Genomic DNA, 26588 nt, shown 5'->3' on the forward strand with positions numbered 1-26588 from the left:
AAAATGAGACTCGCGAAACTGATTGCCGCCTTTCTTTGTCTGTTATTCGCCGCCGGGTGCTCCGACGGCGGCCCTGCCACGCCCGTTGCTCCGGTCAATCCCGCGGAGATTCCGTCCGTGCCCGAGAGCGGCGGCACGCTGGTCGAACCCATGCTTGGCGAGCCGAGCAACTTGATTTCCATTCTGGCCACGGACTCGGCTTCCCACACCCTCGCCGGGCAGATTTACGTCAGCCTGCTCAAGTACGACAAGGATATCAATCTGGTGCCCTATGCGGCCGAGTCCTATGAGGTCCTTGACGGCGGCAAGCGGCTCAGATTCAAGCTGCGCGAGGACATCCACTGGACCGACGGTGTCCAACTCACTGCCGACGACGTGGAGTTCACCTACCGCCTGACCATCGACCCCAAGACGCCCACGGCCTATGCGGGCAATTTCAAGCTGGTCAAGGAATTCCGCAAGACCGGAAAGTTTTCCTTCGAGGTGACCTACGAGCAGCCTTTTGCCAAGGCGCTGGTTTCCTGGGCCACGAATATTCTGCCCAAGCATGTCCTCGAAGGGGAGAACTTGCTGGATACGAAATACAGCCGCCAGCCCGTCGGGGCGGGGCCGTATATGCTCAAGGAGTGGACCGCCGGCAGCCAGATCGTGCTTGAGGCCAATCCGACTTTCTTCGAGGGCAAGCCGTACATCGATCGCCTCGTCTATCGCGTGATCCCGGACATGGGCACCCAATTCCTGGAACTCAAGGCGGGGAACCTCGACACGATGGGGCTCGATTCCCTCCAATACCTTTATCAGACATCAGGGCCGGGCTGGGACGGCAGCTTCCGCAAGTTCAGCTTCCTGTCGTTCGGCTACACGTTCCTTGGCTTCAACTTCAAGCATCCGTTTTTTCAGGATGTGCGCGTGAGGCGGGCTATCGATTACGCCATCGACCGGCGGGAACTCATCAAGGGGGTGCTTTACGGCTTGGGTGAGGCGGCCAACGGGCCGTACAAACCCGGCACCTGGCAATACAACGAGAACGTCCGGCCGCGTCCCTTCGACCCGGATAAGGCAAGGGAGCTTCTGGCCGAGGCGGGCTGGACGGATTCCGACGGTGACGGCTGGCTGGACAAGGACGGCAAGCGGTTCGCCTTTTCCATCATCACGAACCAGGGCAACTCCCTGCGGATCAAGACCGGGGTTATTCTTCAGCAGCGGCTCAAGGACGTCGGCATTCAGGTTTCCCTGCGCACCGTGGAGTGGGCGGCGTTCATCAAGGAGTTCGTTGACAAGGGTCGTTTCGACGCTATTCTTTTGGGATGGAATATTCTACAGGACCCCGACATCTATAACGTGTGGCATTCCTCAATGGCCGTGGACGGGGGGCTCAATTTCACGCGCTATATCAATCCGGAGCTGGACGGGCTTCTTGAGCGCGGTCGGCATTTGGTCCGGCAGGAGGAGCGCAAGCCCCTTTACGACCGGGTGCAGGAAATCCTGCATGACGACGTTCCCTATTGTTTTCTCTACGTTCCCATGTCCCTGCCCATAGTTCAGGCCAGGATACAAAATATTAAGGCGGCCCCGGCCGGGATAGCCTATAATTCCGAAAAGTGGTGGATACCACGCAGTCTGCAACACCAGCCGTAAGACGGGCGTACATACATGATTCGCATTAACGAAATCACCGATAAGGTGGCCTCATATATCAAGGACCCCGACCTGGATCTTATTCAGCGGGCCTACGTCTTTTCCGCACAGGCGCATGACGGCGTGGTGCGGCGATCGGGCGAACCGTACATTTCCCACCCCATGAACGTGGCCTATCTCTTGGCCGACATGCAGCTCGACGAGGCCTCCGTGGCCGCCGGTCTCCTGCATGACACCGTGGAGGACACCGACACGACCGTTGACGAGATCGAGGATCTCTTCGGCTCGGACGTGGCCGACATCGTGGACGGCGTGACCAAGATCAGCCGAATGGAATTCGAGTCCAAGGCCGTGCAGCAGGCCGAGAACATCCGCAAGCTTATCCTGGCCATGGCCGAGGATATCCGCGTGCTCATGGTCAAGCTGGCCGACCGGCTGCACAACATGCGCACGCTGGAGTTCATGAAGCCGGTCAAGCAGCGGCTCATCGCCCAGGAGACCCAGGACATCTATGCGCCGCTAGCCAACCGGCTGGGCCTGCACCGGGTCAAGACCGAGCTTGAGGACCTTTGCCTTCGCTACCTTCGGCCCGACGTCTATGCCCAGCTTTCCGACGCCGTGCACGAGCACCGCGCCGCGGGCGAGCCGTATATCGACAAGGTCATCGACCTTATCAACGATATGCTTAAGAAGAACAAGATCCAAGGCAGGGTCTTCGGCCGGACCAAGCACCTGCATTCCATCCAGGTCAAGATGGAGCAGCAGGGCCTGACCTTCGACGAGATTTACGACCTTATCGCCTTTCGGGTCATCGTCACCTCCCTCAAGGATTGCTATGCCGTGCTGGGCTTGATCCACGCGGCCTGGCGGCCCGTGCCGGGACGGTTCAAGGATTACATTTCCATCCCGAAGGCGAACATGTACCAGTCTCTGCACTCCACAGTCATGGGGCCGGACGGCGAGCGTATCGAGATTCAGATTCGCACCGAGGAGATGCACAAGATCGCCGAATACGGCGTGGCCGCCCACTGGCAGTACAAGGAAGTGGGCAAGGGCACGAAGAAGGGCAAGACCACCGGCCGACGCGATGCCGAGCGGTACACCTGGCTCAAGCAAATCATGGACTGGCAGCGCGAGCTTTCCGATCCTCGTGAATTCATGTCCTCGCTGCGGCTGGAGATGTTCCAGGACGAGGTCTACGTGTTCACGCCCAACGGCGACATCAAGGAGCTGCCCGATGGGGCCACGCCCGTGGACTTCGCCTATTTCATTCATTCCGAAGTGGGCGACAAGTGCGCCGGGGCCAAGGTCAACGGCCGCATCGTGCCCTTGCAATACCGTTTGCAGAACGGCGATTCGGTGGAGATCATCACCGACAAGAACCGGGTGCCCAGCCGCGACTGGCTGAAATTCGTCAAGACCGCCAAGGCGCGGACCCGGATCAAGCATTACATCCGCACCGTCGAGAAGGAGCGGGCCATCAACCTGGCCAAGGAGATGCTTGAGAAGGAAGGCCGCCGGGTCGGCATCAACATCCAGAAGGCCATCAAGGACGGCGAACTCATCAAGCTGGCCGGAGAGTTCAATTGCGGCAGCTTGGACGAACTTCTGACCCAGGTGGGCTTTTCACGGTTTACTCCGCGCAAGGTCATCAAGCGTCTTTACGCGGTCATGCACGGCGAGACCCTGGACGAGCGCAAGCTTAAGGAAAAGGTCGTTTCGGAACCCGCGGAAGAGCCGATCGTCGCTTCGGGCGTGGAGATCGGCAAGAAGCCCAAGGCCGACGGATTGCAGATTTCCGGCGTGGACAATGTCCTCGTGCGTTTCGCAAGTTGTTGCAACCCCCTGCCCGGCGAGCCCATCATCGGCTACATCACCAGGGGCCGGGGCGTGACCGTGCACCGCATCGACTGCCCGAACGTCGTCAATTTCGAGGACGAACGCCTTCTTCAGGTCAGTTGGGAGGGCGTGGAGGAAAAGCCGTATCCGGCCAAGGTCAAGATCAAGTGCCTGAACAAGCCCGGTATGCTCGGCCGTATCTGCACCATGCTTGCGGACATGGACGTCAACATCGACTCCGGCAATTTCGAATCCAAGGTGGACGGCACTTCGATGCTCAACTTCACCGTTGAAGTTAAGGGGTTGGATCAACTTTATGCGGCCCTGGCCGAGGTCAAGAAGCTCAAGGCCGTCAAGGAAGCCATCCGCGTTTCCTGATCTCCGCGCCGTAACGATCACACAAGAGGAAGCCCGCCTGAGAGCGGGCCTTTTTCGTTTTGAAGAGGGGGGAGCCTATCTGGTGGTTTGGATCACGGCCGAGAAATGCTGCATCGGGGCGGTGCGCTTCGGCACGCAACGGACGTACTTGTGAGCACGGTGGCCGTTGTTGTGGCGGTGTACCTTGTGGGGACGAAAATGGGGGTGCTTCCGATGCACTGTCCGGTTGCCCATGGCGTGCGGCGTGCGGTTGCCGGGACGGGCGGCGTGCCGGAAGTCCTTCTGCCCCCGTTGGTCCTTGAAGTATGCGTGTCCCTGCTTGTGGTTTACGGATTGGTGGGGCTGCTGCCGGGAATATTGCGGGCCGGGGTGGCGATGAGCACCGGGATCGGCCCCGGCCGTAGCGGCGAAACCGAGTGTGCAAAGGGTCAGGGTGATGAGGATCAGTCGTCGCATAATGCCTCCTGTGTTTGGGTTGCGATATTCAAGCTAAGGCAAGGGCTGTGCCGTTTGTAATGTCCTGAATTTGAAGTGTATTATTTTGGGGCCTCCGAATGGGCGCGCAGTCTTTGCGCACCTTGCGCCCCTTTGGAACGGTTTCGGCGCGGAAATGCTCCGGGGCTGGGCAAGAGAAAGGCCCGCATCGGGCGGGCCTTTTGGGGGGGGGGAGGTGGCGGGATGGCTTAGTCGGTGTGGCACTGCTTGCAGGAGATGGGCACCGGCTTTCCGTCGCGCTTCTTAACGATCTTGTGGCAGCCGAGACAGCTCTTGTCAGTGTTTTTGGCGTGGAAGGCCGCGTAGAAGGCGGTCGTTCCCTTCTTGCCTGGCTGGTCGTGACAACCCGGCGCGCTGCATCCCTTTATCTCGGCCTTGCCGTCCCACGTGTGATGACAGGTAGCGCATTCCAGGTTCGCCTTCACATGGCGTCCGTGGGGAAAGTCCACCAGGCTCTTGGTGGCTTCCATCCCTTCGGGCGGGCTGAGCTTGAGATCGCCGGGAGCCGGTGGAGCGGCCCAAGCCGAAGCGGCCAGGCCGAAAGTGAAAAGGGCCAGTAGGGTGATGACGATGCGTCGCATGATGCCTCCATGGTTTGCGTTGGTGGTCAGTATGGATATGGCAAGGCGTGTGCCAGAGTTAGTCCTTTGAAATACAAGAGGAATAATTTCCGATTGCCGTGGGGTGCGCATAGGTTGCGCATGTGCGGCGTGCGGAACGCAAAAAAAGAAGATGGAACGCACAAATCTTGCGCCGTCGAAGGATGTATCGTCGGCCAATTCCGCCGCAGGCGGTTTCATTGCCGTGGGCAAGCGGGCGGAGAGGACCGGGAAAGACCATCAAAAAAGGGGGAGCGTCGTCGACACTCCCCCTTTCGTGTTTTTGCCGTGGTCGGCTACATTTCGATACGGATGGTTTCGGGGCTCAGCTTGCGCTCCAGCCGTTTGGCGTAGAGGCTCATGAAGTAGCTGAAGACGAAGTAGAGCACGGCCACCGTGGTGTAGATTTCGAAGGGATAGATCATGATTCGGTTGTTGATGGCGTAGGCCGCGCGGGTCAGCTCCATCACGCCGATGATGTATGCCAGGGAGGTGTCCTTGAAGGCGGCGATGAACATGCCGACCAGGGCGGGAAGCATCTGCTTGAGCGCCTGGGGCAGGATGATCTTGCGCATGGTCTGTAAATAGGTCAGGCCGGAAGCCTTGGCCGCCTCGACTTGTCCAGCGGGAATGTTTTCGATACCGCCGCGTACGGTTTCGGCGATGTACGCCCCGAAGAAGAAGGTCATGGCGATGGTGGCCGCCCAGAAGGCCTGGACATCCACTTTGAAGACGAATTCGAGGATCGCCTGGTAGAACCAGAGGATGACCAGGATGAGCGGCACGCCCCGGATGAGTTCGATGTAGAGCAGGCAGGGGATGCGGAATACGCGGTTTTTGGAGGTGCGTCCCATGCCGACCGCGAGCCCTATGAGGAAGCTGCCCGCAATGGATATGGCGGCCATGAGCAGGGAACTGGCCAGTCCGCCCAAGCCGAAGCAGAACTCGGTCTCGTCGCCCTCGGGGAAGCGCCAGATGAGCAGGGTCTTGAAGTTGGCCCCGATGATCTCCCAGTTGAAATGGAACAGGGCCATGACGACCATGTAAAGGATGTAGGCGATGGCGGCCACGAAGAGGAATTTGAGGGCCTTCGTCAAATCCTTGCCCAGCCTGTTCAGGAACTGCTTGAACGGGGACACGGTGCGCTGGTCCGGGCTCTTGCGGAAATACCAGAAAACGTATTCGAGCTTTCGGCCAAGGAAATCCAGGGGCCAGAAAAGGATGTCGGCCACTCTGCGCAGGGGGGTGATCCTGTCGCGGGGCATGATCTTCAGCCGTTCGTTGACGATGTAGAGGATACCCGCGATGGACAGGGACAGGGCTAGGTAGACCAGTGTGGCCACGGAAAAGGCCTCGAAGGTCCGGTAGGTCAGGGAGTACACCTCGGTCATGGACCAACACAGCTCGGACACGCCGATGGTCATGGCCAGCGAGGTGTTCTTCATGTTGTTGAGGAATTCGCTGCCCAGGGGCGGGATGATCTCGCGGAAGGCGAGCGGCAGGATGACCTTGCGCAAGGTTTGAGGGAAGGTCAGGCCCGACGAGTAGGCGGCTTCAAGCAGTCCCTTGGGGATGGACTGGATACCCGCACGGATGATCTCCGCCATGAACGCGCCTGTGAAGATGCCGCAACCCACCGTGGCGCACCAGAACTCGAAGTTCATGTCGAACAGCTTGAAGCGGATTTCTTCGGGAAAGGCGTAGGGCAAGGCGAAGTTCCAGAAAAAGAGCTGGATGAGCAGCGGGGTGTTGCGGAAAAGCTCAACATAGCAGGTGGCGAACCAGTAGACCGGCTTGAAGGAGGACAGGCGCGCCAGGCCGAAGATGGTGCCCATGGCCAGGGCTATGGCTGCCGAGTAAAGCGTGATGGTCAGGGTGGTGTTGATGCCGTTGAGCATGAGGTGGCCCATGTGGCCGTACTGGCCCTCGACAACGAACACGGCCCAGTCGAAATCATATTTGAATTCGAAGATGAAGGCGAAATAGTAGACCACCAGGCCGGTCAGGGCCAGGAGGGCCAGGTTCTGGACCCAGATTTTTTCGAAATACCGTTTAAACATCGTGCTCTTTTGAGGAAAGAGGGTCCCGGAGCGGAAGGCTCCGGGACCCGATTGTCATGCTTCGGGAAAAGGGCCTACGGCCACATTTCGATCTTGGAGGTCAGCGGGAACGGGTACTGGGAGTTCGCGCCGAACCACTTGTCGTAGATCTTCAGGTAGGTGCCGTCCTTCCAGATGTCCTGGATGGTGAAGTTGATGGTGTCGCGCCAGGCGGAGTCGTCCTGAGGCAGGCCGATGCCGTAGGGCTCGTCCGAGATGAAGTCGCCGACCAGCTCGAACTGGCCGGGAACCTTGGCGGCGTAGCCGAGCAGGATGGTGGAGTCGGTGGTGATGGCCTGGACGCGGCCGGAGCGCAGGGCTTCGAACATGGCGACCTCGCCGTCATAACCAGTGACCTGCGGATTGGCGTTGCCCAGTTCCTTCAGATAGGCGGTGGCGTTGACGATGGAAGTGGTGCCCTGCATGGAGCCGACCTTCAAGTTGGCCAGGTCCTTGGCGTCCTTGACGGCACCCTTCTTGGCCAGGAACTTCTGTCCGTCGAAAAAGTAGGTGATGGAGAAGTCGATCTTCTCATCGCGAACGCGCTTGTGGGTCATGTTGGACAGGACCATGTCGACCTTGGGCGGGTTGGTCTGGACGAAGGAGATGCGGGTGTTGTTGTTGACAACGACCTTTTCGAGCTTGCAGCCGAGGCGTTTGGCGATTTCAGTGGCCATGTCGACGTCGAAGCCTACCCACTCGTTCTTGTCATTGATGAAGCCGAAGGGGATGCCCTGGTTGGACAGACCGGCCTTGATGACCTTGGTGGACATGACGCGGTCATAGGTGGGCCCGGCGAAAGCAACGGAAGCAGCCATAACCAGCAGGGCGGCCATGGCAGTGATTTTGAGAACTCTCATTTACCTCTCCTATTGTCGAGTTCGTATGAAAAAAGCCCTTGCCGGACACGATGTCCGGCAAGGGCGAAAATCCGTTAGTGGCTGAGAATCTTGCTGAGAAAATCCTTGGTCCGGTCGGACTGCGGGTTGTGGAAGAATTCCTCGGGCGTGTTCTCTTCGATGAGGTACCCGTCGTCCATGAAGATGACCCGGTCCGCAACTTCCCTGGCGAATCCCATCTCGTGGGTGACGCAAACCATGGTCATGCCTTCGCGGGCCAGGGATTTCATGACGTCCAGGACCTCGTTGATCATCTCCGGGTCCAACGCCGACGTGGGCTCGTCGAAGAGCATGATTTTCGGCTGCATGGCGAGTCCCCGCGCAATGGCTACGCGCTGTTGCTGGCCGCCGGAGAGCTGCGACGGATAGGAGCCCGCCTTGTCCGGGATGCCGACTTTCTTGAGCAGGTCCATGCCGATGGCGGTGGCGTCGCCCCGGCTCATGCCTCGGACGAGCGTCGGTGCCAGGGTGATGTTCTCCATGACCGTCATGTGCGGGTAGAGATTGAACTGCTGGAAGACGAAGCCGACTTCGGCGCGAAGCAGGGTCATGTTGGTGCGTGGGTCGGAGACATTCATGCCGTCCACCAGGATATCGCCTTCCTGGATGGGCTCCAGCCGGTTGATACACCGGATCATGGTGGACTTGCCGGAGCCGGAAGGCCCGCAGACCACCACGACTTCTCCCTTGGCCACATTGAGGTTGATATTTTTGAGAACCTGAAAGTCCCCATACCATTTGTTGACGCCTTTGAAAGAAATCACTGCGAACTCCGGAAAAGAAATTGGGCAAAAGTCAAGAGGAATTTTTAGCAGAAAAACGGCTGTATAGCAATATAAATTCTTCCCCCGGGGGGTGATCTGAACAATATTCGGCGCACCTTCCCGGGAGTAATTTCTTAATGGAGGAGAGGCGGGGCCTGACGACGGATCGTCAGCATTCAGTGAAACTTAGCGCCAGCCCCGCCTCCGAGGTCTCCTTGTACTTCGCGGACATGTCCCGGCCGGTCTGGGCCATGGCCCGGATGGCCTTGTCCAAGTCCACCTTCTGATAGCTTTCATCCAGTGTCGAGGCGATGAGGTAGGCGTTGAACGCCTTTACCGCGCCCATGGCGTTGCGTTCGATGCACGGAATCTGGACGTAGCCTCCCACCGGGTCGCAGGTCAGTCCCAGATGGTGCTCCAGGGCGATCTCGGCGGCGTTTTCCGTGACCTGGAATCGGTATCCCCGGGCATAGGCGATCATGGCCGCGGCCATGGTCGAGGCCACGCCCACCTCGCCCTGGCAGCCCACTTCGGCCCCGGAGATGGATGCGTTGTGCTTGCACAGGAATCCGATGGCGCAGGCGGCCAGCAGTCCCTCGCGCAGTTCGGTCTGCAAGGCGCCCGTGTGCCGTTTGAGCATGAAAATGATGGCCGGGATGACGCCCGCCGCCCCGCAGGTGGGGGCCGTGACCACGCAGTGTCCTGCGGCGTTTTCCTCGGAGGCGGCCAGGGCATAGGCGTTGAGCGCCTTGATGAAGCCCGGACCCTGGAAATATTCCTGTCTGGCCCTGTCGTACATGGCCGCCGCCTTGCGTTGCAGCCCGATGGGGCCGGGCAGCACCCCAGAGGTCTGGATGCCGTTTTCCACGGCCTGCTCCATGACCGCGATGATGTGGTCCAGCCCCATGTATATCTCGTCCTCCGTGGAGCCGGTGATGGACATCTCGTTGGCCAGGATAAGTTCGTGCAGGCGAATGGAATGCTTCCGCAGGTGCGTCTTCAGTTCGGCCATGGTCGAGTACGGGTAGACCGGCTCGCCGCGGAAGGGCTCTTCCCATCCTTCCCAACGCAGGAAGCCGCCGCCAACGGAATAGTAGATTCGTTCCAGCAGGACGGTTTCTCCGGCCTTGAGCCGGAAACTCATGGTGTTGGGATGGGCGTGGTCATGCTGGACGGCATCCAAGATGATTTGGTCCGGGGCGAAGGACAGGAACTTGACGCCCAGGTCGAGTTCGAAGGGGGTGCTTCCATCCGCGAATCGCTCAAGGGTGTCGGCTCCGCAGGTGTCGGGCTGGGAGCCGAGCAGGCCGGACATGACCGCCTTGGGGGTGCCGTGCCCTTCGCCCGTGGCGGACAGGGAGCCGAACAGCCTGATTTCGAGATCGTCGGCGGCCAGCCTGTCCTTTTCCGGCAGTTCGCGGATCAGGCGCATGAAGTCGTATCCGGCCTTCATGGGGCCGATGGTGTGCGAACTGGATGGACCGGGACCTATCTTGAGCAGTTCGAATATGGATGTGGTCACGGGCATCATGCTCGTTACTCCTGGTTTGCTGTTGCGTCGGCCGCCTTGACCATGCGGCGCATGGTGTGAAGGATCGGTTCCGTGTAGCCGTTGGGTTGGTCCGCGCCTTCGAAGATAAGGGCGCGGGCGGCCCGGAAGGCAAAGCTCTGGTCGAAATGCGGGGCCATGGGGCGATAGGCCGGGTCGCCCTGGTTCTGGCGGTCCACTACCTCGGCCATGGCCTTGAGGGTGTCGAGGACGGCTTCTTCCGTGCAGATTCCGTGTCGCAGCCAGTTGGCCAGGTGTTGGCTCGATATGCGCAGGGTCGCCCGGTCTTCCATGAGGCCCACGCCGTTGATGTCCGGGACCTTGGAGCAGCCCACTCCCTGGTCAACCCAGCGGACCACGTAGCCGAGGATGGACTGGGCGTTGTTGGCCAGCTCGCGGGCGATCTCGTCCGCCGAGGGATGTTCGCCCCGCATGAGAGGCAGGGTGGTCAGGGTTTCCAGGGTGGCGCGTGATTTTCCGGCCAGCGCGCGCTGCCGCTCGAAAACGTCCACTTGGTGATAGTGCAGGGCGTGCAGGGTCGCAGCCGTGGGCGAGGGAACCCAGGCGCAGTTGGCCCCGGCCATGGGGTGCGCCCCCTTGGTCTCGACCATCTCCCGCATCATGTCCGGCTTGGGCCACATGCCCTTGCCGATCTGGGCCTTGCCCGAAAATCCGCAGGCCAGCCCCACATCCACGTTCCAATCCTCATAGGCCGCTATCCACGGCTCGTCCTTGATCGCCGCCTTGCGGACCATGGGCCCGGCCTCCATATCCGTATGGATTTCATCGCCCGTTCGGTCGAGGAAGCCGGTGTTGATGAAGATGACCCGGTCTTTAGCGGCCCGGATGCATTCCTTGAGATTCAGGGTGGTCCGCCGCTCCTCGTCCATGATGCCCACCTTGAGGGTCAGCGGGGGCATGTCGAGGGCCTTTTCCACGGCCGCGAACAGATCGCAGGTGAAGGCTACCTCCTGGGGACCGTGCAGCTTGGGCTTGACGATATACACGCTGCCGGTCCTGCTGTTTCGCCAGCGGCCACGGCCATTGATATCGTGCAGGAAGACGAGCCCGGCGAGCAGGGTGTCCAAGATACCCTCGGGAACTTCCTCGTTCCTGCCGAAGCCGTCCACGAGCACGGCGTCGGTGGTCATGAGATGGCCCACGGTGCGGACCAGCATCATGCTTCGGCCCGGCAGCGTCAGGAGAGCGCCGTTGGGCGTGGTGTAGGTTCGGTCGTCCGCGAGCGTCCGTGTCACGGTTCCGCCGTCTTTTTCGAAGCTCGTCTCAAGGTCGCCCATGACCAGGCCGAACAGATTCAGGAAGGCCTGCGCCTTGTCCGCGCCGTCCACTACGGCCACGGAGTCCTCGCAGTCGAGGATGGTCGATACGGCGGACTCCAGGACCACATCCTTGATGCCCGCGGGGTGGTCGCGGCCAACCGGATGTTCGGGGTCGAATTGCAGCTCTATGTGCAGGCCGTTTTTGGTGAAGAGCAGGGACTGGAGCCCGTCCTCGTCCACGTAGCCGGCGAACTGGGCGGGGTCGCGCAGGAAGGTGGCGTTGCCGTTGAGCAGGGTGACGACGACGTTCTTGCCCGAGGGGCCGTCCGTCAGGTCGAATCCTATCGCGTCACGGTGGGACCCGTTGGCCAGGGGCACGGCGGCGTCCAGGTGCGCGGCGGCCCAGGCCATGACCTTTTGTCCGCGCGCCGGATCGTATCCCTTGGCCGGGATGCCGTCTCTTTCGATCACGTCGGAGCCGTACAGGGCGTCGTAAAGGCTGCCCCAGCGGGCGTTGGCCGCGTTCAGGGCGAACCGGGCGTTGGTGACGGGGACCACGAGCTGCGGCCCGGCTATCTTGGCGATCTCCGGGTCAACGTTCTCTGTGACGATGGAGAAGTCCCCGCCTTCGGGCGACAGATAGCCTATCTCGCGCAGGAAGGCGTGGTAGGTCTTTTTGTCACCGGGCTGGCCGGGGTGCGCCTGATGCCATTCGTCCATGGCCGCCTGGATGCGGTCCCGTTCGGCCAGCAGTTCCTGGTTGCGCTGGGCGAAATCCCTGAATACGGATTCGGCTCCGCCCCAGAAAGTTGCTTCATTGAGGCCGGTTCCGTTCAAGATGGTCCTGACGGCTTCGGCGAGTTCCTTGTGGATCGACAGGGCGCCCATGAGAAGTCTTTGCGTCATGCCTGCTCCTGATAAGGTTGATTATTGGTGTGCGGTTTCCACGGAATTCATCATTGCAGAATGCCCTGACTCGGGGAGCAATGCAACCACAACCGATTCTTATGACATCAAGTTTTCCATGGCTGCCGGTTTGTTCCTCGAATGCGCGGGGCATTTATGCTGGAACGGAACTTGTAAAGGTTTCCGATCGGTACGGTATTTTGACGAACGCGGCGCGGCCGGTACTCGGGCGGGCCGCATCAACAGCACGGAGCAAGCCTTGCGGGATTATCTTTCCTTTGGGACCATCGGTCATAACCATCTTCTGGGTGGAGCGCAGAAGGCCTTTGGTCAGGCTGGTTCCGCCAAGCCTGGCGACCGGCCCGGGCTGGTCGCCCTTGGGTCCCGGCTTTTCGCCATGGCTTGGGCCGAGTTCCCTTTGAATGGCCCTTTGGCCGCCGAGCTTCCGCGTTTGGCCGCTTCGTTTCCCAACCCCGCCATGACCGGGGAGGGGGTTCGTCTGGCACGGAGGTTGGCGCGATCCCTTGCGGCGGATGCGCCAGCCGAACCCGGCCGAATGTTCGCACAGGGGAATTTTTCTCGTATGGCGGCCTGGTTCGAAAGCGAGGCTGCCAAGGGCGCGGGACTTCCCCTGGTGGCTCAGGCGGTTCAGTTGCAAGGGCTGCTTTCGCAATGGGATTGGCTGGTCGATTTTCTTGAACGGCATGTGGTTCCGGCGGACCCGGAGGTGGGACGGCTGTTGCTTGCGGACGTCTGTTTGGCCGGGGGACGATACGACCGGGCCGTGGCGGAATTGGAGAGGGCCGTCGCGTTGTATGGGTTGGCTGGATGGGGATTGCGCCTGGCATCGGCCCGGGCCGCAGCGGGTAATACAGACGGTGCCGTGCGGTTGCTCGGCAGGGTTTTGGAGGATTTTCCGGAACACGTCACGGCCTTGCTGTATTTTGACAGCCTGGTTTTCCCGCCCGGCCGCAACGGCAGGCTGGATGGCAAGTGCGCGGTCTCCATATATTCCTATAACAAAGCTGAAGAACTGGGGCGGACTCTGGAGAGCGTGCTGGCTTCGAATCTCGGTCCCGAGGTCGGCGACGTCACCGTGCGTGTGTTGGTCAACGGGAGTACCGACGACAGCCGGGCCGTGGCCGAGGCCGCGCGCGACAGGTTCGGCGGCAACATGGAGATCGTCGCCCTGCCCGTGAATGTGGGCGCGCCCGCTGCGCGCAATTGGCTGCTGGACGCGGCCCGCCGCGACGGGGCGCGTTGGATCGTCTACCTGGACGACGATGTGCTCGTGCCGTGCGACTGGTTGGCTGGGCTGGCCGCGGGCGTGAAGGATTTTCCCGAAGCCGGAGTGTGGGGATGCCGTGTCGCGGACGTGCGGTCGCCGAGTCTCGTTCAGCACGGCGACGGCTTCCTGCTTCCGCCGGATGAGGCGGCGCGCAGGGGAGGACGGGTCTCACTACAGGAACCCTGCGTGGAGGTCATGGCCGAGTCGCTGCTGGGCTATCGTCGCTATGCGGCCTCGGTAACCGGCTGCTGCCATCTCTTCGAAACGGATTCCCTGGCCGGGAGCGGCGGTTTCGATCTGCTTTTCTCTCCCAGCCAGTTCGATGACCTAGATCTCGACCTGCGCAGGCTCCGCCAGGGCAAGCTCGCCGCCTATCTGGGCGATGTCCGCATCACTCATTTGCGGGAGTCCACGCATTTCCTGAAGTTGTCGGAAGGCGCGGCCGCCCGGAGCGAAATGCACCGTCATATCCTAGAGGAACGCCATGCGCCCGTCCTGCCCGAACTGTGCGCGATACAACGCGCTTCGGTGCGGGCGGATTTGGCGGCGAGACGCGAACGGTTTCAGGAATCCGGATTGTTGCCCGACAATTCGTAGCACAGAGCGAGCAATTCGCTAGGCGTGTCGTCGGCCAAGGCATGGTCGGACAGGACTTCCTCCTGTGCGCTGTACGCCATCCGGGTCCGCGCTCCGGGGTTCTCGATCAGGGTTTTCAGACCGTCAAGCCATGTCCGGGGCGAGTTGGCCAGCAGGCCGGTCCGGCCGTGGCGCACACAGGCGTAGGGCGGCAGGTCGCTGAAAACGCCCGCGATTCCGCGTACCGCGTATTCCATCCATTTCACATGGCTCCCGGCCCGGTTGAACAGGGAGTCCTCCAGTGGAGCGAGGCCGATGTCGAAGGAAAGCTTATTCATGGCTTCGGCATAGGCCGCGTAATTTTCGGTCGGGGGCAGGATGCGCACTTCGGCCAGTCGTTCAATGGAGGGGGAAGAGCAGCCGAACAGAGTCAGCTCGACGGCCTCTCCGTACTTGTCCAGCAGGCGGGACAGGGGAGCCCGCAGGGTTTCGAGGTCGGCCGAATGGGTGGGAGTGCCTGCATAGAGGATTCGGACGGGCGTTCCATCCTGCCTTGGTTCCGAGGGGGCCCACAGAGTCGTGTCCAGTCTGTTGGGCGTGACCGCCACGCGGGCGTTACGGCGTTTGAAGGCCGTCGCCAGGGCACGGGTGGGGACGGAGATGGCCGCGAAGCGGTGTGCGATCTTGTCCAGTGTCCGCAAGGTGCGGCGGGCGAGGTCGTGTTGCGGGTTCTCCTCGGGTATGGCCTGGAGCAGGTCGTCCGTCTCGTAGATGACCGGCTTTCCGCTGTTGAAGCAGGCGTCGAGCAGTTCCTCGGTAAAGTCCAGGGGAAAGAATTTTTGCACCAGGATGACGTCGGCCTTGAGCAGAGCGTCGTGATTCACGGCGTGATCCTCACCCTGTTTGCGAACGGCCCAGTTCACCTTCACGGATTCATGGCGAAGTGGTGCCAGGACCCGGTATCGGGCACAGGCGGAATCCGGGCTGTCGAAAGTCAAAACGGCTATATTCAAGAGAACTCCATGGCCGGGGGCTGCTGTGCATCCCTTGGCCTATCTTTCTATATTCTTCTTCTTTTGGGTGGTTCGTGCCCATGGCGGTCGGTTCGGGCGGGTTTTTGCCCGGCATTCCTACGCTCGTATGGCGTCCTGGATGCGTTCCCATAGCTGTTCCAGCGGAACGGGCTTGAGCAGGTAGTCGAAGGCCCCCGCTTCGAGAGACTGCATGTGCCGGTTCATGTCGCCTTCTCCCGTGAGCACGATGACCTTGGCGCGGGGAAAGTTCTTGCGAATGATCTTGAGGGTCTCCAGTCCATTCAGGTCGGGCATGTTCATGTCCAGCAGGACCACGTCCACGGGGGAGGACTCCAGCACGGCATAGGCGTCGACACCGCTCGCGGCCGTGGCCGCCCGCGCTCCGAGGTGAGCCAGCCGTTTGGCCAGCGTGGACGCGAAGTCGGGCTCGTCGTCGACGATCAGGATGTGAATTGTTGCGGTCTTGGTGTCTTTTATCACGTTCTTCTCCTTACAATGAACATGCCAGCGACTGAAAGCCCAACACGTCTTGATACTTTTTTCTCCACTTGTCGAGGTTAAAAGAAGGACAGTAATTTCATATAATTAAATACTTATGGTACGTAAGTAACCAGTTTGTTCCAATTGGGACATGCAAAAAAATACCTAGGCTATTCAGGGGAATGTTTGAAAAAGTGGGGCGTTTTTACCCATCGTGTGCTATGGAGGTGGCAGGCGTTCCCTCATACGGGGGCTTGAGAGGAGGAAAGGGGTATTGGTTCATTATGTACCACTGGGGCAAAATGTACCGCTTTTGTGGTGTATGCCATGGATGAAGGTATTAAACGGCTGTTGGGTTTCGCTCGAAGGCGGAGAAAGTCGCTATGGGATGGTGTGTATAAAAAGTATATATTTCGGTTAATAAGAGCGATTTGGCGTTCTCGGGCCGTCCGTCTTTGTTTGATTCTGGATGGCACACGGTTTGCTCATGGGCACCATGGAGAGGCCGTGAGGTACGGCCGGGAAGCCGGAAGTTGCAATCGGGAGTTGAGGGAATGCATCCTGAGAAGAAGTCATCATACGACAACCTGTCGCGAAATCTATCGCTGACAGTTATCACGGTGTCCTTCGCCCCCCTCATTTTGGTGGGCGGCCTTCTCTTCCACCAGTTCCGCTCCATATATACTGAGAAGGTTTTTGCCCATCTGGCCGAGGTTGTGGACAAACACGCGGCCAACATCAATACGTTTCTTCGGGACAAGCTCACCGAGGTCCAATACATCAGCCGGACCTCCTCCTTCGAAGACCTGACAGCCCCGGGCCGTCTGGAAAAGGCCCTGCGCGGGATGCAGCAGCAATACGGCCGCATCTTCGTGGATTTGGGCATAGTCGACAGCCAGGGCCGTCAAGTGGCCTATGCCGGGCCGTTCAGCCTGTACGGCGCGGACTATTCAGAAGCCGACTGGTTTCGCAACTCCAAGGAACGCGACGCCATCATCAGCGACGTTTTCGAGGGCTTGCGCCAGTCTCCCCACTTCATCATCTCCATCAGCCAGGGGAAGGGCGAAGACCGCTGGACCCTGCGCGCGACCATCGATTTTCTGTCCTTCAGTTCCCTGGTGCGCAACCTCCACATCGGCGAGACCGGGTTCGCCTACATCGTCAACAGCCGGGGCGTGTATCAGACCCGCCCCAAGGACAAGCGTAACCAGGACCTGGAATTGACTCCGCGTCGCGAACTCACCCGGCTGGAATCCCTTGCCGGCGTTTCCATCTATGAATCCTTTGACGGCGAGGGCGATAACTATATCACCGTGTCCGCGCCCATCAAGGGCGGGGGATGGGAGCTGATCTATCAGCAGAAGGCTTCCGACGCCTTCTCGGCCATGACCCGCACCGAGTTCGTCACCCTGATTATTTTCCTCATCGGCGGCGTGAGCATCGTGGCCATGGCTCTGATTATCTCCCGCAAGCTCGTGCTTCGGTTCCAGGCCATAGACCAGGAGTCCGAACTCATGAGCAAGCAGATCGTCGAGACCGGCAAGTTGGCGGCCATCGGCGAGCTGGCCGCGGGCATCGCTCACGAGATCAACAATCCCGTGGCCATCATGATCGAGGAAGCGGGCTGGGTCGGCGATCTCATGGAGGACGAGGGCCGTGAACTGCCGTCCTATGCCGAGATACGGCGGGCGCTCACCCAGGTCGGCAACCAGGGGCGGCGGTGCAAGGACATCACCCACAAGCTCTTGAGTTTCGCCAGGCAGACCGACTCCCGCGTGATCGAGATGTCCGTGCCCGAATTTATCCGCGAGGTGGTCGAAATTTCCATGCAGCAGGCCCGGTTCGCCCAGGTTGAGTTCGACCTCGATCTGGACGAGTCCATGCCCCGCATCAGCACGTCGGCCACCGAGCTGCAACAGGTGCTGCTCAATCTGGTGAACAACGCCATCCAGGCCATGGAGCCCGAGGGCGGCAAGCTGTCCATCTCCTGCTTCATGGAGACGGGCCAGGCGGTCATCACGGTGGGGGATACCGGTCCCGGCATCCCCGCCGCGAATCTGGGCCGGATTTTTGATCCGTTCTTCACCACGAAGCCCGTAGGCAAGGGGAGCGGCCTGGGATTGTCCATATGTTTCGGAATAATCCACCAGATGGGTGGTGAGATAGATGTGGAAAGCACAGTGGGCGTGGGAACGCGGTTTACCATCCGGCTGCCGATGCCGTCGCCCTCATGGCAACCTGAAACGCGACAGGAGAATCAAGATGACTGATGCCACTGTTTTGATCGTGGACGACGAGCGGGGGTTCGTCGAGACCATGGCCAAGCGGCTCGAAAAGCGCAACATGACCGTTTTTCAGGCTTTCAACGGTGACGAGGCCATGGTCCGGCTGGCGGACCATCCGAACATCCAGGTGGTTATCCTGGACATGAAGATGCCCGGCAAGGACGGCTTGGTGGTCCTGCAGGAGATCAAGGAGGCGCACCCCCTGGTCGAGGTCATCATGTTGACCGGCCATGCCACGGTCCCCTCGGCGGTCGAGGGCATCCAGCACGGGGCCTTTGATTATCTGATGAAGCCGTGCAGCTTCGAGGATCTGAATCAGAAGATCGCCGAAGCCGTGGAGCTCAAGAACGAGCGCGAGGAAGAGGCCGTCGAGGCCCGGCTAAGCAACATCGCCGGGCGCATGGGGTAAGCCGTGGACAAGGCCAAGAACACCGAAAACGGCGTCAGCCGGGACATGCGCCTGCTCATCGTGGACGATGAGACCGGGTTTGCCGAGGTCCTGTGCAAACGGATGCGCCGGCGCGGTGTGGACGCCGCTTCGGCGTCCAGCGGCGACGAGGCGGTGCGCCTGCTTCGTCGCGAGGAGTTCGACGCGGCCATTGTGGATCTCAAGCTCCAGGGCATGAGCGGTATCGAGATTCTCAAGGTGTTCCGGCTGATGGCTCCGGAAATGCCTGTGGTCATGCTGACCGGCCACGGTAGCGAAGAGGCGCGCGACGAGTGTATCAAGCTCGGCGCGGCGGGCTATCTCTCCAAGCCCGTTGATTTCGACAGACTGCTCGCCAAGGCGCTGGAAGTGTGCGCGGGGAGGGTGCGGGCGTGAACCGGATCAGGGTGCTGCTCATTGACGACGAGGCCGGGTACACCGATGCCCTGGCCAAGCGGCTGGATCGTCGCGGACTGTCGGTGACGACGGCCGGCGGCGGGGCGGAAGCCCTGGAGATTATGGGCTCGAAGGCATTCGACGTGGTCCTGCTCGATGTCAGGATGGCGGGCATGGACGGCATCAAGACCCTGAGCGCCATCAAGCGGCAGCATCCGGACGTGGAAGTGGTCATGCTGACCGCCCACGCCAATACGGACATTGTCATTTCAAGTCTGGCCATGGGGGCGTTCGACTACCTCATGAAGCCGGCGGATGTGGAGGAACTGGTTCGCAAGATCGAAGATGCGGCCATGAGAAAAAGAAGTAATTCGAAGTGATCGGCCCGTGGGTGGGTGCTTCGGACAGGTAGAACAAAACAAGAGGAAGCGAGGATAATCATGCGATTTTTCAAGCAATGGGGTAATTTCATGATGGCTGGGGCAGGCGCCCTTGCCCAATGGGAGATCGAAAACGCCAAGTCCATCGTGAGCAGCCGGAAAAAACTCCTGCTCATCGGGCTGATGATAATTCCCATCATCCTGATCGGCGTGGCCTTCGCCGATGACATCGGCCCGGCCCTGCCCGACCTGCTCGGCGGAAAGAAAGCCTACAGCCCGGCATTCTACAGCCTGGGCATTTTCCTGATTTCCATCGCCATCGGCGTTGGCGCGGGCCTCATTACCGGCTGCATCGGCGCGGGCGGCGGCTTCATCATCGCCCCGGCGCTCATGTCGGCGGGCATCAAGGGCATCCTGGCCGTTGGTACCGACCTGTTCCACATTTTCGCCAAGGCGATTATGGGCAGCGTCATTCACCGCAAACTCGGCAACGTGTCCGTGTCCCTGGCCGTTGTCTTCCTGGTGGGCGCCGTGTTGGGGGCCACGGCAGGCGGTGTTATCAACCGCGTGCTGTATGAGATCAACCCGATTCTGAGTGACGCCTTCATCACCACCGTCTACTCCTTGATGCTCGGCTTCCTGGGCTTCTACGCCCTGACCGACTTCCTGCGTTCGCGCAAGTCCGCCCACGGCGGCGATGCTCACGGCGGCGCGGAAGGGGCCGAACTCGGTGCGATTTGCCGCAACCTGCAGGACGTCAAGTGCCCGCCCATGATCAAGTTCGACCAAGACCTGGTCGCCGGCGGCCGTCAGATCTCCTGGATATTCCTGGTCCTGTCCGGCGCTCTGGTCGGCCTGGCCGCTGGTATCATGGGCGTTGGCGGCGGCTTCCTGACCTTCCCGATCTTCGTCTACGTGCTCGGCGTGTCCTCCATGACCACGGTTGGCACCGACATCTTCCAGATCGTGTTTACCGCCGGTTTCGCGTCCATCACCCAGTACGCCATCTACGGCTTCATCTTCTACACCCTGGCCATGGGTATGCTCATCGGCTCGCTGCTGGGCATCCAGATTGGCGCCCTGGTGACCAAGATCGTGCCCGGCATCACCATTCGAGGCTTCTACGCCATGGCGGTGCTGGCCGGTTTCATGAACCGTATCTTCGCGCTGCCGGGCAAGCTGGCCGAAATGGAGGTTATCTCCCTTTCGCCGGGAACGGGCGATATACTCAACACCATCGGCATCTGGGCGTTCTTCATCGTCATCGGCGGGTTCTCCGTCTGGGTGGTGGGGACATTCCTGATGAATATTTCCAAGCTCAAGAGAAAGGAGGCCTAACGCCATGATCTACAATAAGAAGGAATTCTATGGGGGCGCCGCCCTGCTGGCGGTCTTCTTCGTCATTTTGTTCATGATGTTCCAGCCCATTTATCATGGGCATAACGCCATGCAGTTCCTGGATCACCTGTACAACTCCATCTCCAAGGGCTCCATTGACTACTCGGGGCAGTTGAAGACGGAAACAGCGCCTTATAAAGACAAAAGCGTTGACCTGATACTGCCGTACAAGACCGAGGCGGAAGCTTCGCAGTCGGCGGCCCTGTTCACTCAGGCCGGGGCTACGGCCGCCCTTGAAGGCTCGACCCTGCATGTTACCGGCTCCCTGGGCGCCATTCTCGACGCAAGCCTGGACGATGCCAAGCTCATGTACGACAACGACGGCGACGCCATGAAGGCCAAGTACCCCATTGATCCGCGCCGCGCGCTGTTCAACTGGTGGACTTCCCTGAAGCTGATGGACAAGGTCCTCAAGGCGCAGGGCGAGTTCGAAGCGGCCAAGATGGCCGGTACGGTTCAGACCAAGGCCATCGAGGCATCCTACAACTATTACGGCATAGACGCTCAGCATATCACGGAGGATCTGGCTCTGGTTTCCTTCTCCCTGATCTTCTATGTGCTCTATACCCTGTGGTACGGGTTCGCGATCCTCTTCCTCTTTGAGGGGTGGGGGCTCAAGCTCAGCCACTAGGTCTCGGAATGCGCAACATACCCTAGCCCAGCGCGGTCCGGCGGTTTCCCGGCCGTCGGACCGCGCCCTGATATACGAAAGGATTTACTTCTGACCGAAATGATTGTATTTTCTCTGAATGAGGACTCGTGCATGAATCTCCAGAATTACTATGAAACCGTCATGGAGCTGACCCACGGCATCGTGGTCACGCTCGACCTCGACGGGGGGATCATTCACGGCAACTCCGAACTGGAACAGCTTTCCGGGTATAACCTACGGGAATTGGCCGGAAGGGACTGGTTCGAGGTTTTCATACCCAGGAACGAGCGCGAGATGGCACGCCGCGCCCTGTTCGAAAGCGCGGCGGGGCCGGGCAGGGGCATCACCGCTTTTGCCGGTCGCATCCGGGCCAAGGACGGCGACACGGTTTACGTCAACTGGAACCTCAAGCCGCTGACCGACTCCAACGGGGAGATAATCAGCCTGCTGTGCGTTGGGCAGGACGTGACCGACCTGGTCCTGCGCGAGAAGGGGCTCCTGCGCGAGCGGTTCACCCTGCTCGAACGCAACAAGGAGTTGAGCTGCCTCTATTCCTTGAGCCAGCTTATGGGCGAGATTCATCGGTCCATGGATGATCTCCTGCGGCAGGTGGTGGACCTGCTTCCCTCGGCCTTCCAGAATCCCGAAATGACCTATGCCCGTCTTCGGCTCGGACACAAGATTTACGAGACTCCGGGCTATGAGGACAGCGACCACATGCTCAAGTCCGACCTCGTGGTAAACAACGAGAAGCGGGGCTCCCTGAGCGTGGCCGTGCGCGATGACGCCGCCAGGCCCGGCTTCATAGAGGACGAGCGCGACCTTTTCTCCACCGTGGTTCAGCAGGTGATGATCCTCGTGTCCAAGCGGGAGACCCGGCTGGCCAAACAGGAACTCGAACGGCAGTTGCGGCAGTCCGACAGGCTGGCCAAGATCGGGCAGTTCTCGGCCGGTGTGGCCCATGAGATCAACGAGCCCCTTGCCAATATTCTCGGGTTCGCCGAGCTTGCCCTGCAGACTCCGAAGCTGCCCGGGCAGGTGGTCACCGATCTGAATAATATTGTGGATTCCTCCCTCCATGCGCGGGAGATCATCCGCAAGCTCATGTTTTTCGGGCGTCAGTTGCCGCCCCAGCCGACTTTCATCGACCTGAACGATACCGTGGAGCAGGCCCTGCGCATCACCGAGTCCGGGGCCAGGCGCGGGGACATAGAAATCGTTCGGGATTTTGACCGGACATTGCCCAGAATCCTGGCCGACCCGCAACACATGAAGCAGGTTGTGGTCAATCTGGTCGTCAACGCCATTCAGGCCATGACCGAGGGTGGAACCGTGACCATTCGGACGGTCAGTCACGATGGCGACGCCTATCTCATAGTGGAGGACACCGGACCGGGCATGACCCCGGACGTGCTCAAAATGATCTTCACTCCGTTTTTCACCACCAAGGACGTGGACAAGGGATCGGGTCTGGGACTGTCCGTGATACACGGCATAGTCAAGGCCCATGGCGGGTTGATACAGGTGGAAAGCGCGCCCGACGCCGGTACCAGGGTGGAGGTGGCATTGCCTTGCCATCTGTGCTGCACGGAGGATGATTGATGAATAAACGTATCCGCATTCTGGCGGTGGACGACAGCAAGTCCACCCTTGAGGTTCTCAAGCGCAACCTCGAACCTGCGGGTTACGAGGTCTTTACCTGCGGCAGGGTGGACGAGGCCGTGGCCCTGCTTGAGGATATCGTCATAGATCTGGTCATTACCGACTATCGTATGCCCGTCGCCTCCGGGCTCGACCTTATCAAGCACGTGCGGGCCAATCTGCCGGACGTGGAAATCATGATGATAACCGGCTATCCGTCCATTCCTGGAGCGGTGGAAGCCATCAAGGACGGCGCCGGGGAGTACCTGGCCAAGCCGTTCACCACCGAGGAGCTGCTCTCGTCGGTGGGGCGCATCGTGGAGCGGCTCCAGCGCAGGCGGGTGCTCGCATCGGCGGATACGCCGCCCGACAACTTCGGGATCATCGGCACCTCCCCGGAAATGGAGCACGTGTTCCAGCGCATCGGCAAAGCCGCGGCCTCGGACGCCAACGTGCTCATTATCGGCGAGTCCGGCACCGGCAAGGAACTGGTCGCCCGCGCCGTACACTACAACAGTGACCGTCGGACGGCTTCCTTCGTGCCGGTCAATTGCACGGCCATTCCCGACAGCCTCGTTGAGAGCGAGCTTTTTGGTCACGTCAAGGGCGCGTTCACCGGGGCCAAGGAGTCCAGGGCGGGCTTTTTCGAGATCGCCAACGGCGGCTCCATCTTCCTGGACGAGATAGGCGACGCCAGCCCGACCATGCAGGCAAAGCTGCTGCGCGTCCTCCAGTCCAAGGAATTTTGCAAGGTCGGGTCGAGCATCGTCAAGACCGTGGATGTGCGCATCCTGGCCGCCACCCACAAGGACCTTCGGCGTATGGTGAAGGAGGGCTCCTTCCGCGAGGACCTCTTCTACCGGATCAATGTCATTGACATCAATGTGCCGCCCCTGTCGGAGCGCGGGGATGACATGCTCGTGCTCATAAATCACTTCCTGGCCGAGTTTTCCAGCGCCATGCACCGCGAGCCGCCGACCCTCTCCGACGAGGCGTTACAGGCCCTGCGTCGGCACGATTGGCCCGGCAATGTCCGCGAGCTTGAGAATCTCATCCAGCGGCTCGTGGTCATCGTGGATCACGATACCATCGAGATCACCGATCTGCCCGATACCATGCGTTTCAGCCTGCCGCGGGAAGGCAGCGTCAACCGGACTTTGGAGGAGGTTGAACTCGAACATATCCGCAACGTCCTGGTCATGACCGGCCACAACAAGACCAGAGCTGCCGAAATTCTCGGCATAAATCGCAAGACCCTGCGAGAAAAGCTCAAGCGTGTCGAGGAGATGCCCAAGTCGGAACGGTAGTTTTTCCGGTGTGAACCTTTGGGGTTGACCCGAGCCGGTCCATATGCGAAAGGGCCGGTCGGTGTCGATCTGTCCGTTTGGGCGGGCAAGGCCGACAATGAACCCTTTCCCCAGGGGCACTATGGCTCTCAGCTTAAGAAAAATCATCAGCAGTCATGTCCGGCACGGAATGAAGGTCGGCCTGGCCAGCGTCCTGGCCTATGTGGTCTCCGGCTGGTCCGGCGTACCTTACGCGTACTGGGCGGTCATCACCACGGTCATCGTCATGCAGATGCACGTGGCCGATTCCATAAACATGTGCCTGTACCGGTTTACCGGCACGGCCATCGGCGCGGGCATGGGCATCCTGATGATCCTCATCTTTCCGCCCACCCCGATCTATACCCTTATCGCAATATTCCTGGGCACGGGCACCTGCGCCTACCTGACGCGCTATGATGCGCGCTACCGCATGGCGGCCATCACCATGGCCATCGTCTTCCTGTCCGGCCTGTTCGAGGAGCATCGCATCGAATACACCCTGTTCCGGGTGGCGGAGATCGGCATCGGTGTGCTCTGCGCTTTCGTTGTTTCGGTGGTCGTGTGGCCCAACAGAACCGCATCGGTCCTGCTTGAGCGGCTGCGCACCCAATACGATCAGGTGGCCGACAATTTCTTGCTGCTCGTGGACAATTTCCTGCATCAACAGCGCAAGACCGATCCGGACCTGTTCTTTGATCTGGCCCGCGAGGTTCAGGCCAACCGGGAGTTGTACAACAAAATTTACGCCACCGAACGGCGCGTCTTCCGCGCTGACATCGATCTGCTCGGCCTTCAGGTCAACACGCTCAACTCCGTGGTCGAACGGATTCAGTCCGCGCCCAATCTGCTCAACGAAGTGGAGGGCGACGGTTTTGACATCATCATGGCCCCGGAGCTTACCCGGCTGGGCCAGGACATCGCCGACGCCCTGCGCGCCATCGGCCGGGGCGAGAAATACGATTCCCATCATCTGGCCCGGTCCGTGGATGCGGTGGAGAAGCGGTTCATCGAGCTGCGCGAGGAAGGCGTCATCGAGCGATTCGACGTTCGCCGCTACTTCCAGGTCATGAGCTTCATCAACACGGCCCAGCACCTCGGCGAATTCCTTTTGCTGGTCCTGAACAAGCAGCAGTTACCCGAGTAATCGAGCCAACTAGCCGAAGTTGGAAAGGGGTATGCGGAGCTTTCCGCATACTCCTTTTTTGTGGTCTGAGGCAGTCTGGAGCGTCCGCGATCGTTTCGTCTAGGGATAGGGTAGGCGACAGGCGGAATATGTTCGATCCGTTCGGGAAATGGCCAGTTTATTTCGCGCAATGAGTTCGATTTCATGGTTGCGTGATACGTGACTCAGCCTCCGACATCCGGGCGGATCGTCCGATAATGGGTATATTTTTTCAATATAGTGGTACGGTGTACCGATATATGGATCATGGGAGTGGCGAAGCCTTGCGCAAAGTGGCGAAGAGCCATGTGCTCCGGCATTTCAGCGTGGTTTGGTTGCTCTCCGCCGGGTTGAAAAATTCAAGGATTCAACAGGTTGTTGCACGATTACGTGCAATGGGTTGTCGATGCCTCTTGCAAATAAATAGTTTTGTATTTCAATGTATTAATTGAATGAGTCAGTCTGCGGTCACTCGTTGGTTTCGTGGCATGTTTCCTGCTTTTTGGATTTTGATTGATTAATCAATTCAGGGCCGAGAGAGCGGGATTTCCTGAAAAGGGCGGAAGAACGCCGTCGAATAGGGCTTGAAACCATTTATCCGAACGGGGATTGACCAGTTGCAAAACAGATACTTCATGATTTCCACAGTGGTTGCGCTCCTGTTTGCGGGCGCGGTGGCCGGGTATGCCATTCCCGTGGAAAAACGGGAGACGCCCACCCGGTGCATTCTGGACAACACTGGCGGCCGGGTCATTTTCACGCACGGGGTCCATGCCGAGGACTACGGCTTGGACTGCGACGACTGCCATCACGATGACGTCGAGGGCCAAGCTCGTCTGGAATGCGGGGGATGCCATCCGGCGGAGTTCGGCGAGGAGTTTCGCCTCGGCCATGCCAAGGCGTTTTTCGGCCGGGAGACCTGTCCCCGCTGCCATGTTGACGTTCCTGACGGGCCACCCCCTTTAGACGAGTTGCCGGACGTGGAATTCATTCCCGTCAGAGGCGATGCCTTTCATACTCAATGCCGAGGGTGCCACGAGTCGAACGGCGGCCCCTTTGACGAAGATTCCTGCACCCGGTGTCACGCGAGGTAAT

At 60.1% G+C, this 26588-nt stretch carries 22 protein-coding genes; 13 read left to right on the forward strand and 9 right to left on the reverse strand.

The genetic code is table 11. The annotated features are described in order from the left end of the window. Positions 1-3 precede the first annotated feature (3 nt). Positions 4-1638, forward strand: coding sequence for a peptide-binding protein (locus tag LF599_RS07085; RefSeq protein ID WP_279522805.1), 1635 nt, complete (start codon positions 4-6; stop codon positions 1636-1638). 15 nt (positions 1639-1653) lie between these two features. Beyond that, positions 1654-3855 carry a RelA/SpoT family protein gene (locus LF599_RS07090; protein WP_279522806.1) on the forward strand — a complete coding sequence of 734 codons (2202 nt, stop codon included), beginning with the start codon at positions 1654-1656 and terminating at the stop codon, positions 3853-3855. 75 nt (positions 3856-3930) lie between these two features. Here LF599_RS07090 and LF599_RS07095 read toward each other — a convergent pair whose 3' ends face one another. The 7 genes from LF599_RS07095 to LF599_RS07125 form a co-directional block, all read right to left on the reverse strand. Continuing rightward, positions 3931-4311 carry a hypothetical protein gene (locus LF599_RS07095; protein WP_269941165.1) on the reverse strand — a complete coding sequence of 127 codons (381 nt, stop codon included), beginning with the start codon at positions 4309-4311 and terminating at the stop codon, positions 3931-3933. Between the two features lie 227 nt (positions 4312-4538). Continuing rightward, the gene (locus LF599_RS07100) at positions 4539-4931 is read right to left on the reverse strand and encodes a cytochrome c3 family protein (RefSeq protein WP_269941164.1); all 393 of its coding nucleotides are present in this window, start codon (positions 4929-4931) and stop codon (positions 4539-4541) included. 314 nt (positions 4932-5245) lie between these two features. Then, complete coding sequence (locus tag LF599_RS07105; protein WP_279522807.1) at positions 5246-7009, reverse strand: amino acid ABC transporter permease; 1764 nt, start codon at positions 7007-7009, stop codon at positions 5246-5248. Between the two features lie 74 nt (positions 7010-7083). Next, the gene (locus tag LF599_RS07110) at positions 7084-7908 is read right to left on the reverse strand and encodes an ABC transporter substrate-binding protein (RefSeq protein ID WP_279522808.1); all 825 of its coding nucleotides are present in this window, start codon (positions 7906-7908) and stop codon (positions 7084-7086) included. 74 nt (positions 7909-7982) lie between these two features. Next, positions 7983-8711 carry an amino acid ABC transporter ATP-binding protein gene (locus tag LF599_RS07115; protein ID WP_269941163.1) on the reverse strand — a complete coding sequence of 243 codons (729 nt, stop codon included), beginning with the start codon at positions 8709-8711 and terminating at the stop codon, positions 7983-7985. A gap of 169 nt (positions 8712-8880) precedes the next feature. Beyond that, positions 8881-10242, reverse strand: a complete 1362-nt coding sequence (locus LF599_RS07120) for an L-serine ammonia-lyase (RefSeq protein ID WP_279522809.1) — start codon at positions 10240-10242, stop codon at positions 8881-8883. 5 nt (positions 10243-10247) lie between these two features. Continuing rightward, positions 10248-12446, reverse strand: coding sequence for a malate synthase G (locus LF599_RS07125; protein WP_279522810.1), 2199 nt, complete (start codon positions 12444-12446; stop codon positions 10248-10250). Between the two features lie 583 nt (positions 12447-13029). Between LF599_RS07125 and LF599_RS07130 the strand changes: the two genes are divergently transcribed. Then, complete coding sequence (locus LF599_RS07130) at positions 13030-14331, forward strand: glycosyltransferase family A protein (protein WP_279522811.1); 1302 nt, start codon at positions 13030-13032, stop codon at positions 14329-14331. Here LF599_RS07130 and LF599_RS07135 read toward each other — a convergent pair. Beyond that, the gene (locus tag LF599_RS07135; RefSeq protein ID WP_279522812.1) at positions 14298-15323 is read right to left on the reverse strand and encodes a glycosyltransferase family protein; all 1026 of its coding nucleotides are present in this window, start codon (positions 15321-15323) and stop codon (positions 14298-14300) included. The two genes, LF599_RS07130 and LF599_RS07135, sit on opposite strands and share 34 nt — an antisense overlap. Positions 15324-15440: 117 nt before the next feature. Then, entirely contained in the window at positions 15441-15824 is a 384-nt protein-coding gene (locus LF599_RS07140) for a response regulator (RefSeq protein ID WP_279522813.1), read from the reverse strand. Between the two features lie 554 nt (positions 15825-16378). On the opposite strand from LF599_RS07140, the gene LF599_RS07145 reads away from it, so the two are divergent. The 10 genes from LF599_RS07145 to LF599_RS07190 all read left to right on the forward strand — a co-directional run bounded on the left by LF599_RS07145 (position 16379) and on the right by LF599_RS07190 (position 26587). Continuing rightward, on the forward strand, positions 16379-18094 hold the full coding sequence (locus LF599_RS07145) for a sensor histidine kinase (RefSeq protein ID WP_279522814.1): 1716 nt from the start codon (positions 16379-16381) through the stop codon (positions 18092-18094). Beyond that, positions 18087-18518: a response regulator gene (locus LF599_RS07150; RefSeq protein ID WP_279522815.1), complete on the forward strand. Its 432-nt coding sequence runs from the start codon at positions 18087-18089 to the stop codon at positions 18516-18518. The genes LF599_RS07145 and LF599_RS07150 overlap by 8 nt, the downstream gene beginning before the upstream one ends. A gap of 3 nt (positions 18519-18521) precedes the next feature. Further along, positions 18522-18932, forward strand: a complete 411-nt coding sequence (locus tag LF599_RS07155) for a response regulator transcription factor (RefSeq protein WP_319023435.1) — start codon at positions 18522-18524, stop codon at positions 18930-18932. Continuing rightward, entirely contained in the window at positions 18929-19312 is a 384-nt protein-coding gene (locus LF599_RS07160; RefSeq protein WP_279522816.1) for a response regulator, read from the forward strand. Before LF599_RS07155 ends, LF599_RS07160 begins: the two co-directional genes overlap by 4 nt. Before the next feature lie 60 nt (positions 19313-19372). Further along, a complete protein-coding gene (locus tag LF599_RS07165; RefSeq protein ID WP_279522817.1) occupies positions 19373-20650 on the forward strand; it encodes a sulfite exporter TauE/SafE family protein in 1278 nt (425 codons plus the stop codon). Positions 20651-20654: 4 nt separating this feature from the next. Beyond that, a complete protein-coding gene (locus LF599_RS07170) occupies positions 20655-21341 on the forward strand; it encodes a hypothetical protein (protein ID WP_279522818.1) in 687 nt (228 codons plus the stop codon). A 132-nt stretch (positions 21342-21473) separates the two neighbouring features. Then, positions 21474-22964 carry a PAS domain-containing sensor histidine kinase gene (locus LF599_RS07175; RefSeq protein WP_279522819.1) on the forward strand — a complete coding sequence of 497 codons (1491 nt, stop codon included), beginning with the start codon at positions 21474-21476 and terminating at the stop codon, positions 22962-22964. Next, positions 22964-24310: a sigma-54-dependent transcriptional regulator gene (locus LF599_RS07180; protein WP_279522820.1), complete on the forward strand. Its 1347-nt coding sequence runs from the start codon at positions 22964-22966 to the stop codon at positions 24308-24310. The genes LF599_RS07175 and LF599_RS07180 overlap by 1 nt, the downstream gene beginning before the upstream one ends. Before the next feature lie 121 nt (positions 24311-24431). Continuing rightward, a complete protein-coding gene (locus tag LF599_RS07185; protein ID WP_269941148.1) occupies positions 24432-25475 on the forward strand; it encodes an FUSC family protein in 1044 nt (347 codons plus the stop codon). A gap of 653 nt (positions 25476-26128) precedes the next feature. Continuing rightward, positions 26129-26587 (forward strand): cytochrome c3 family protein, encoded by a 459-nt coding sequence (locus LF599_RS07190; protein ID WP_279522821.1) that lies wholly within the window; start codon positions 26129-26131, stop codon positions 26585-26587. The last annotated feature ends 1 nt before the right edge of the window (position 26588 follow it).

Source organism: Pseudodesulfovibrio thermohalotolerans, from assembly GCF_021353295.2.
Lineage (GTDB): Bacteria > Desulfobacterota > Desulfovibrionia > Desulfovibrionales > Desulfovibrionaceae > Pseudodesulfovibrio > Pseudodesulfovibrio thermohalotolerans.

Excerpts from the sequence above, each read along its gene's own strand:
- LF599_RS07085 (WP_279522805.1), top strand. The coding sequence starts at position 4 with ATGAGACTCGCGAAACTGATTGCCGCCTTTCTTTGTCTGTTATTCGCC.
- LF599_RS07090 (WP_279522806.1), top strand. The coding sequence starts at position 1,654 with ATGATTCGCATTAACGAAATCACCGATAAGGTGGCCTCATATATCAAG.
- LF599_RS07095 (WP_269941165.1), bottom strand. The coding sequence starts at position 4,311 with ATGCGACGACTGATCCTCATCACCCTGACCCTTTGCACACTCGGTTTC.
- LF599_RS07100 (WP_269941164.1), bottom strand. The coding sequence starts at position 4,931 with ATGCGACGCATCGTCATCACCCTACTGGCCCTTTTCACTTTCGGCCTG.
- LF599_RS07105 (WP_279522807.1), bottom strand. The coding sequence starts at position 7,009 with ATGTTTAAACGGTATTTCGAAAAAATCTGGGTCCAGAACCTGGCCCTC.
- LF599_RS07110 (WP_279522808.1), bottom strand. The coding sequence starts at position 7,908 with ATGAGAGTTCTCAAAATCACTGCCATGGCCGCCCTGCTGGTTATGGCT.
- LF599_RS07120 (WP_279522809.1), bottom strand. The coding sequence starts at position 10,242 with ATGATGCCCGTGACCACATCCATATTCGAACTGCTCAAGATAGGTCCC.
- LF599_RS07125 (WP_279522810.1), bottom strand. The coding sequence starts at position 12,446 with ATGACGCAAAGACTTCTCATGGGCGCCCTGTCGATCCACAAGGAACTC.
- LF599_RS07130 (WP_279522811.1), top strand. The coding sequence starts at position 13,030 with ATGGCGGCCTGGTTCGAAAGCGAGGCTGCCAAGGGCGCGGGACTTCCC.
- LF599_RS07145 (WP_279522814.1), top strand. The coding sequence starts at position 16,379 with ATGCATCCTGAGAAGAAGTCATCATACGACAACCTGTCGCGAAATCTA.
- LF599_RS07150 (WP_279522815.1), top strand. The coding sequence starts at position 18,087 with ATGACTGATGCCACTGTTTTGATCGTGGACGACGAGCGGGGGTTCGTC.
- LF599_RS07165 (WP_279522817.1), top strand. The coding sequence starts at position 19,373 with ATGCGATTTTTCAAGCAATGGGGTAATTTCATGATGGCTGGGGCAGGC.
- LF599_RS07170 (WP_279522818.1), top strand. The coding sequence starts at position 20,655 with ATGATCTACAATAAGAAGGAATTCTATGGGGGCGCCGCCCTGCTGGCG.
- LF599_RS07175 (WP_279522819.1), top strand. The coding sequence starts at position 21,474 with ATGAATCTCCAGAATTACTATGAAACCGTCATGGAGCTGACCCACGGC.
- LF599_RS07180 (WP_279522820.1), top strand. The coding sequence starts at position 22,964 with ATGAATAAACGTATCCGCATTCTGGCGGTGGACGACAGCAAGTCCACC.
- LF599_RS07185 (WP_269941148.1), top strand. The coding sequence starts at position 24,432 with ATGGCTCTCAGCTTAAGAAAAATCATCAGCAGTCATGTCCGGCACGGA.
- LF599_RS07190 (WP_279522821.1), top strand. The coding sequence starts at position 26,129 with ATGATTTCCACAGTGGTTGCGCTCCTGTTTGCGGGCGCGGTGGCCGGG.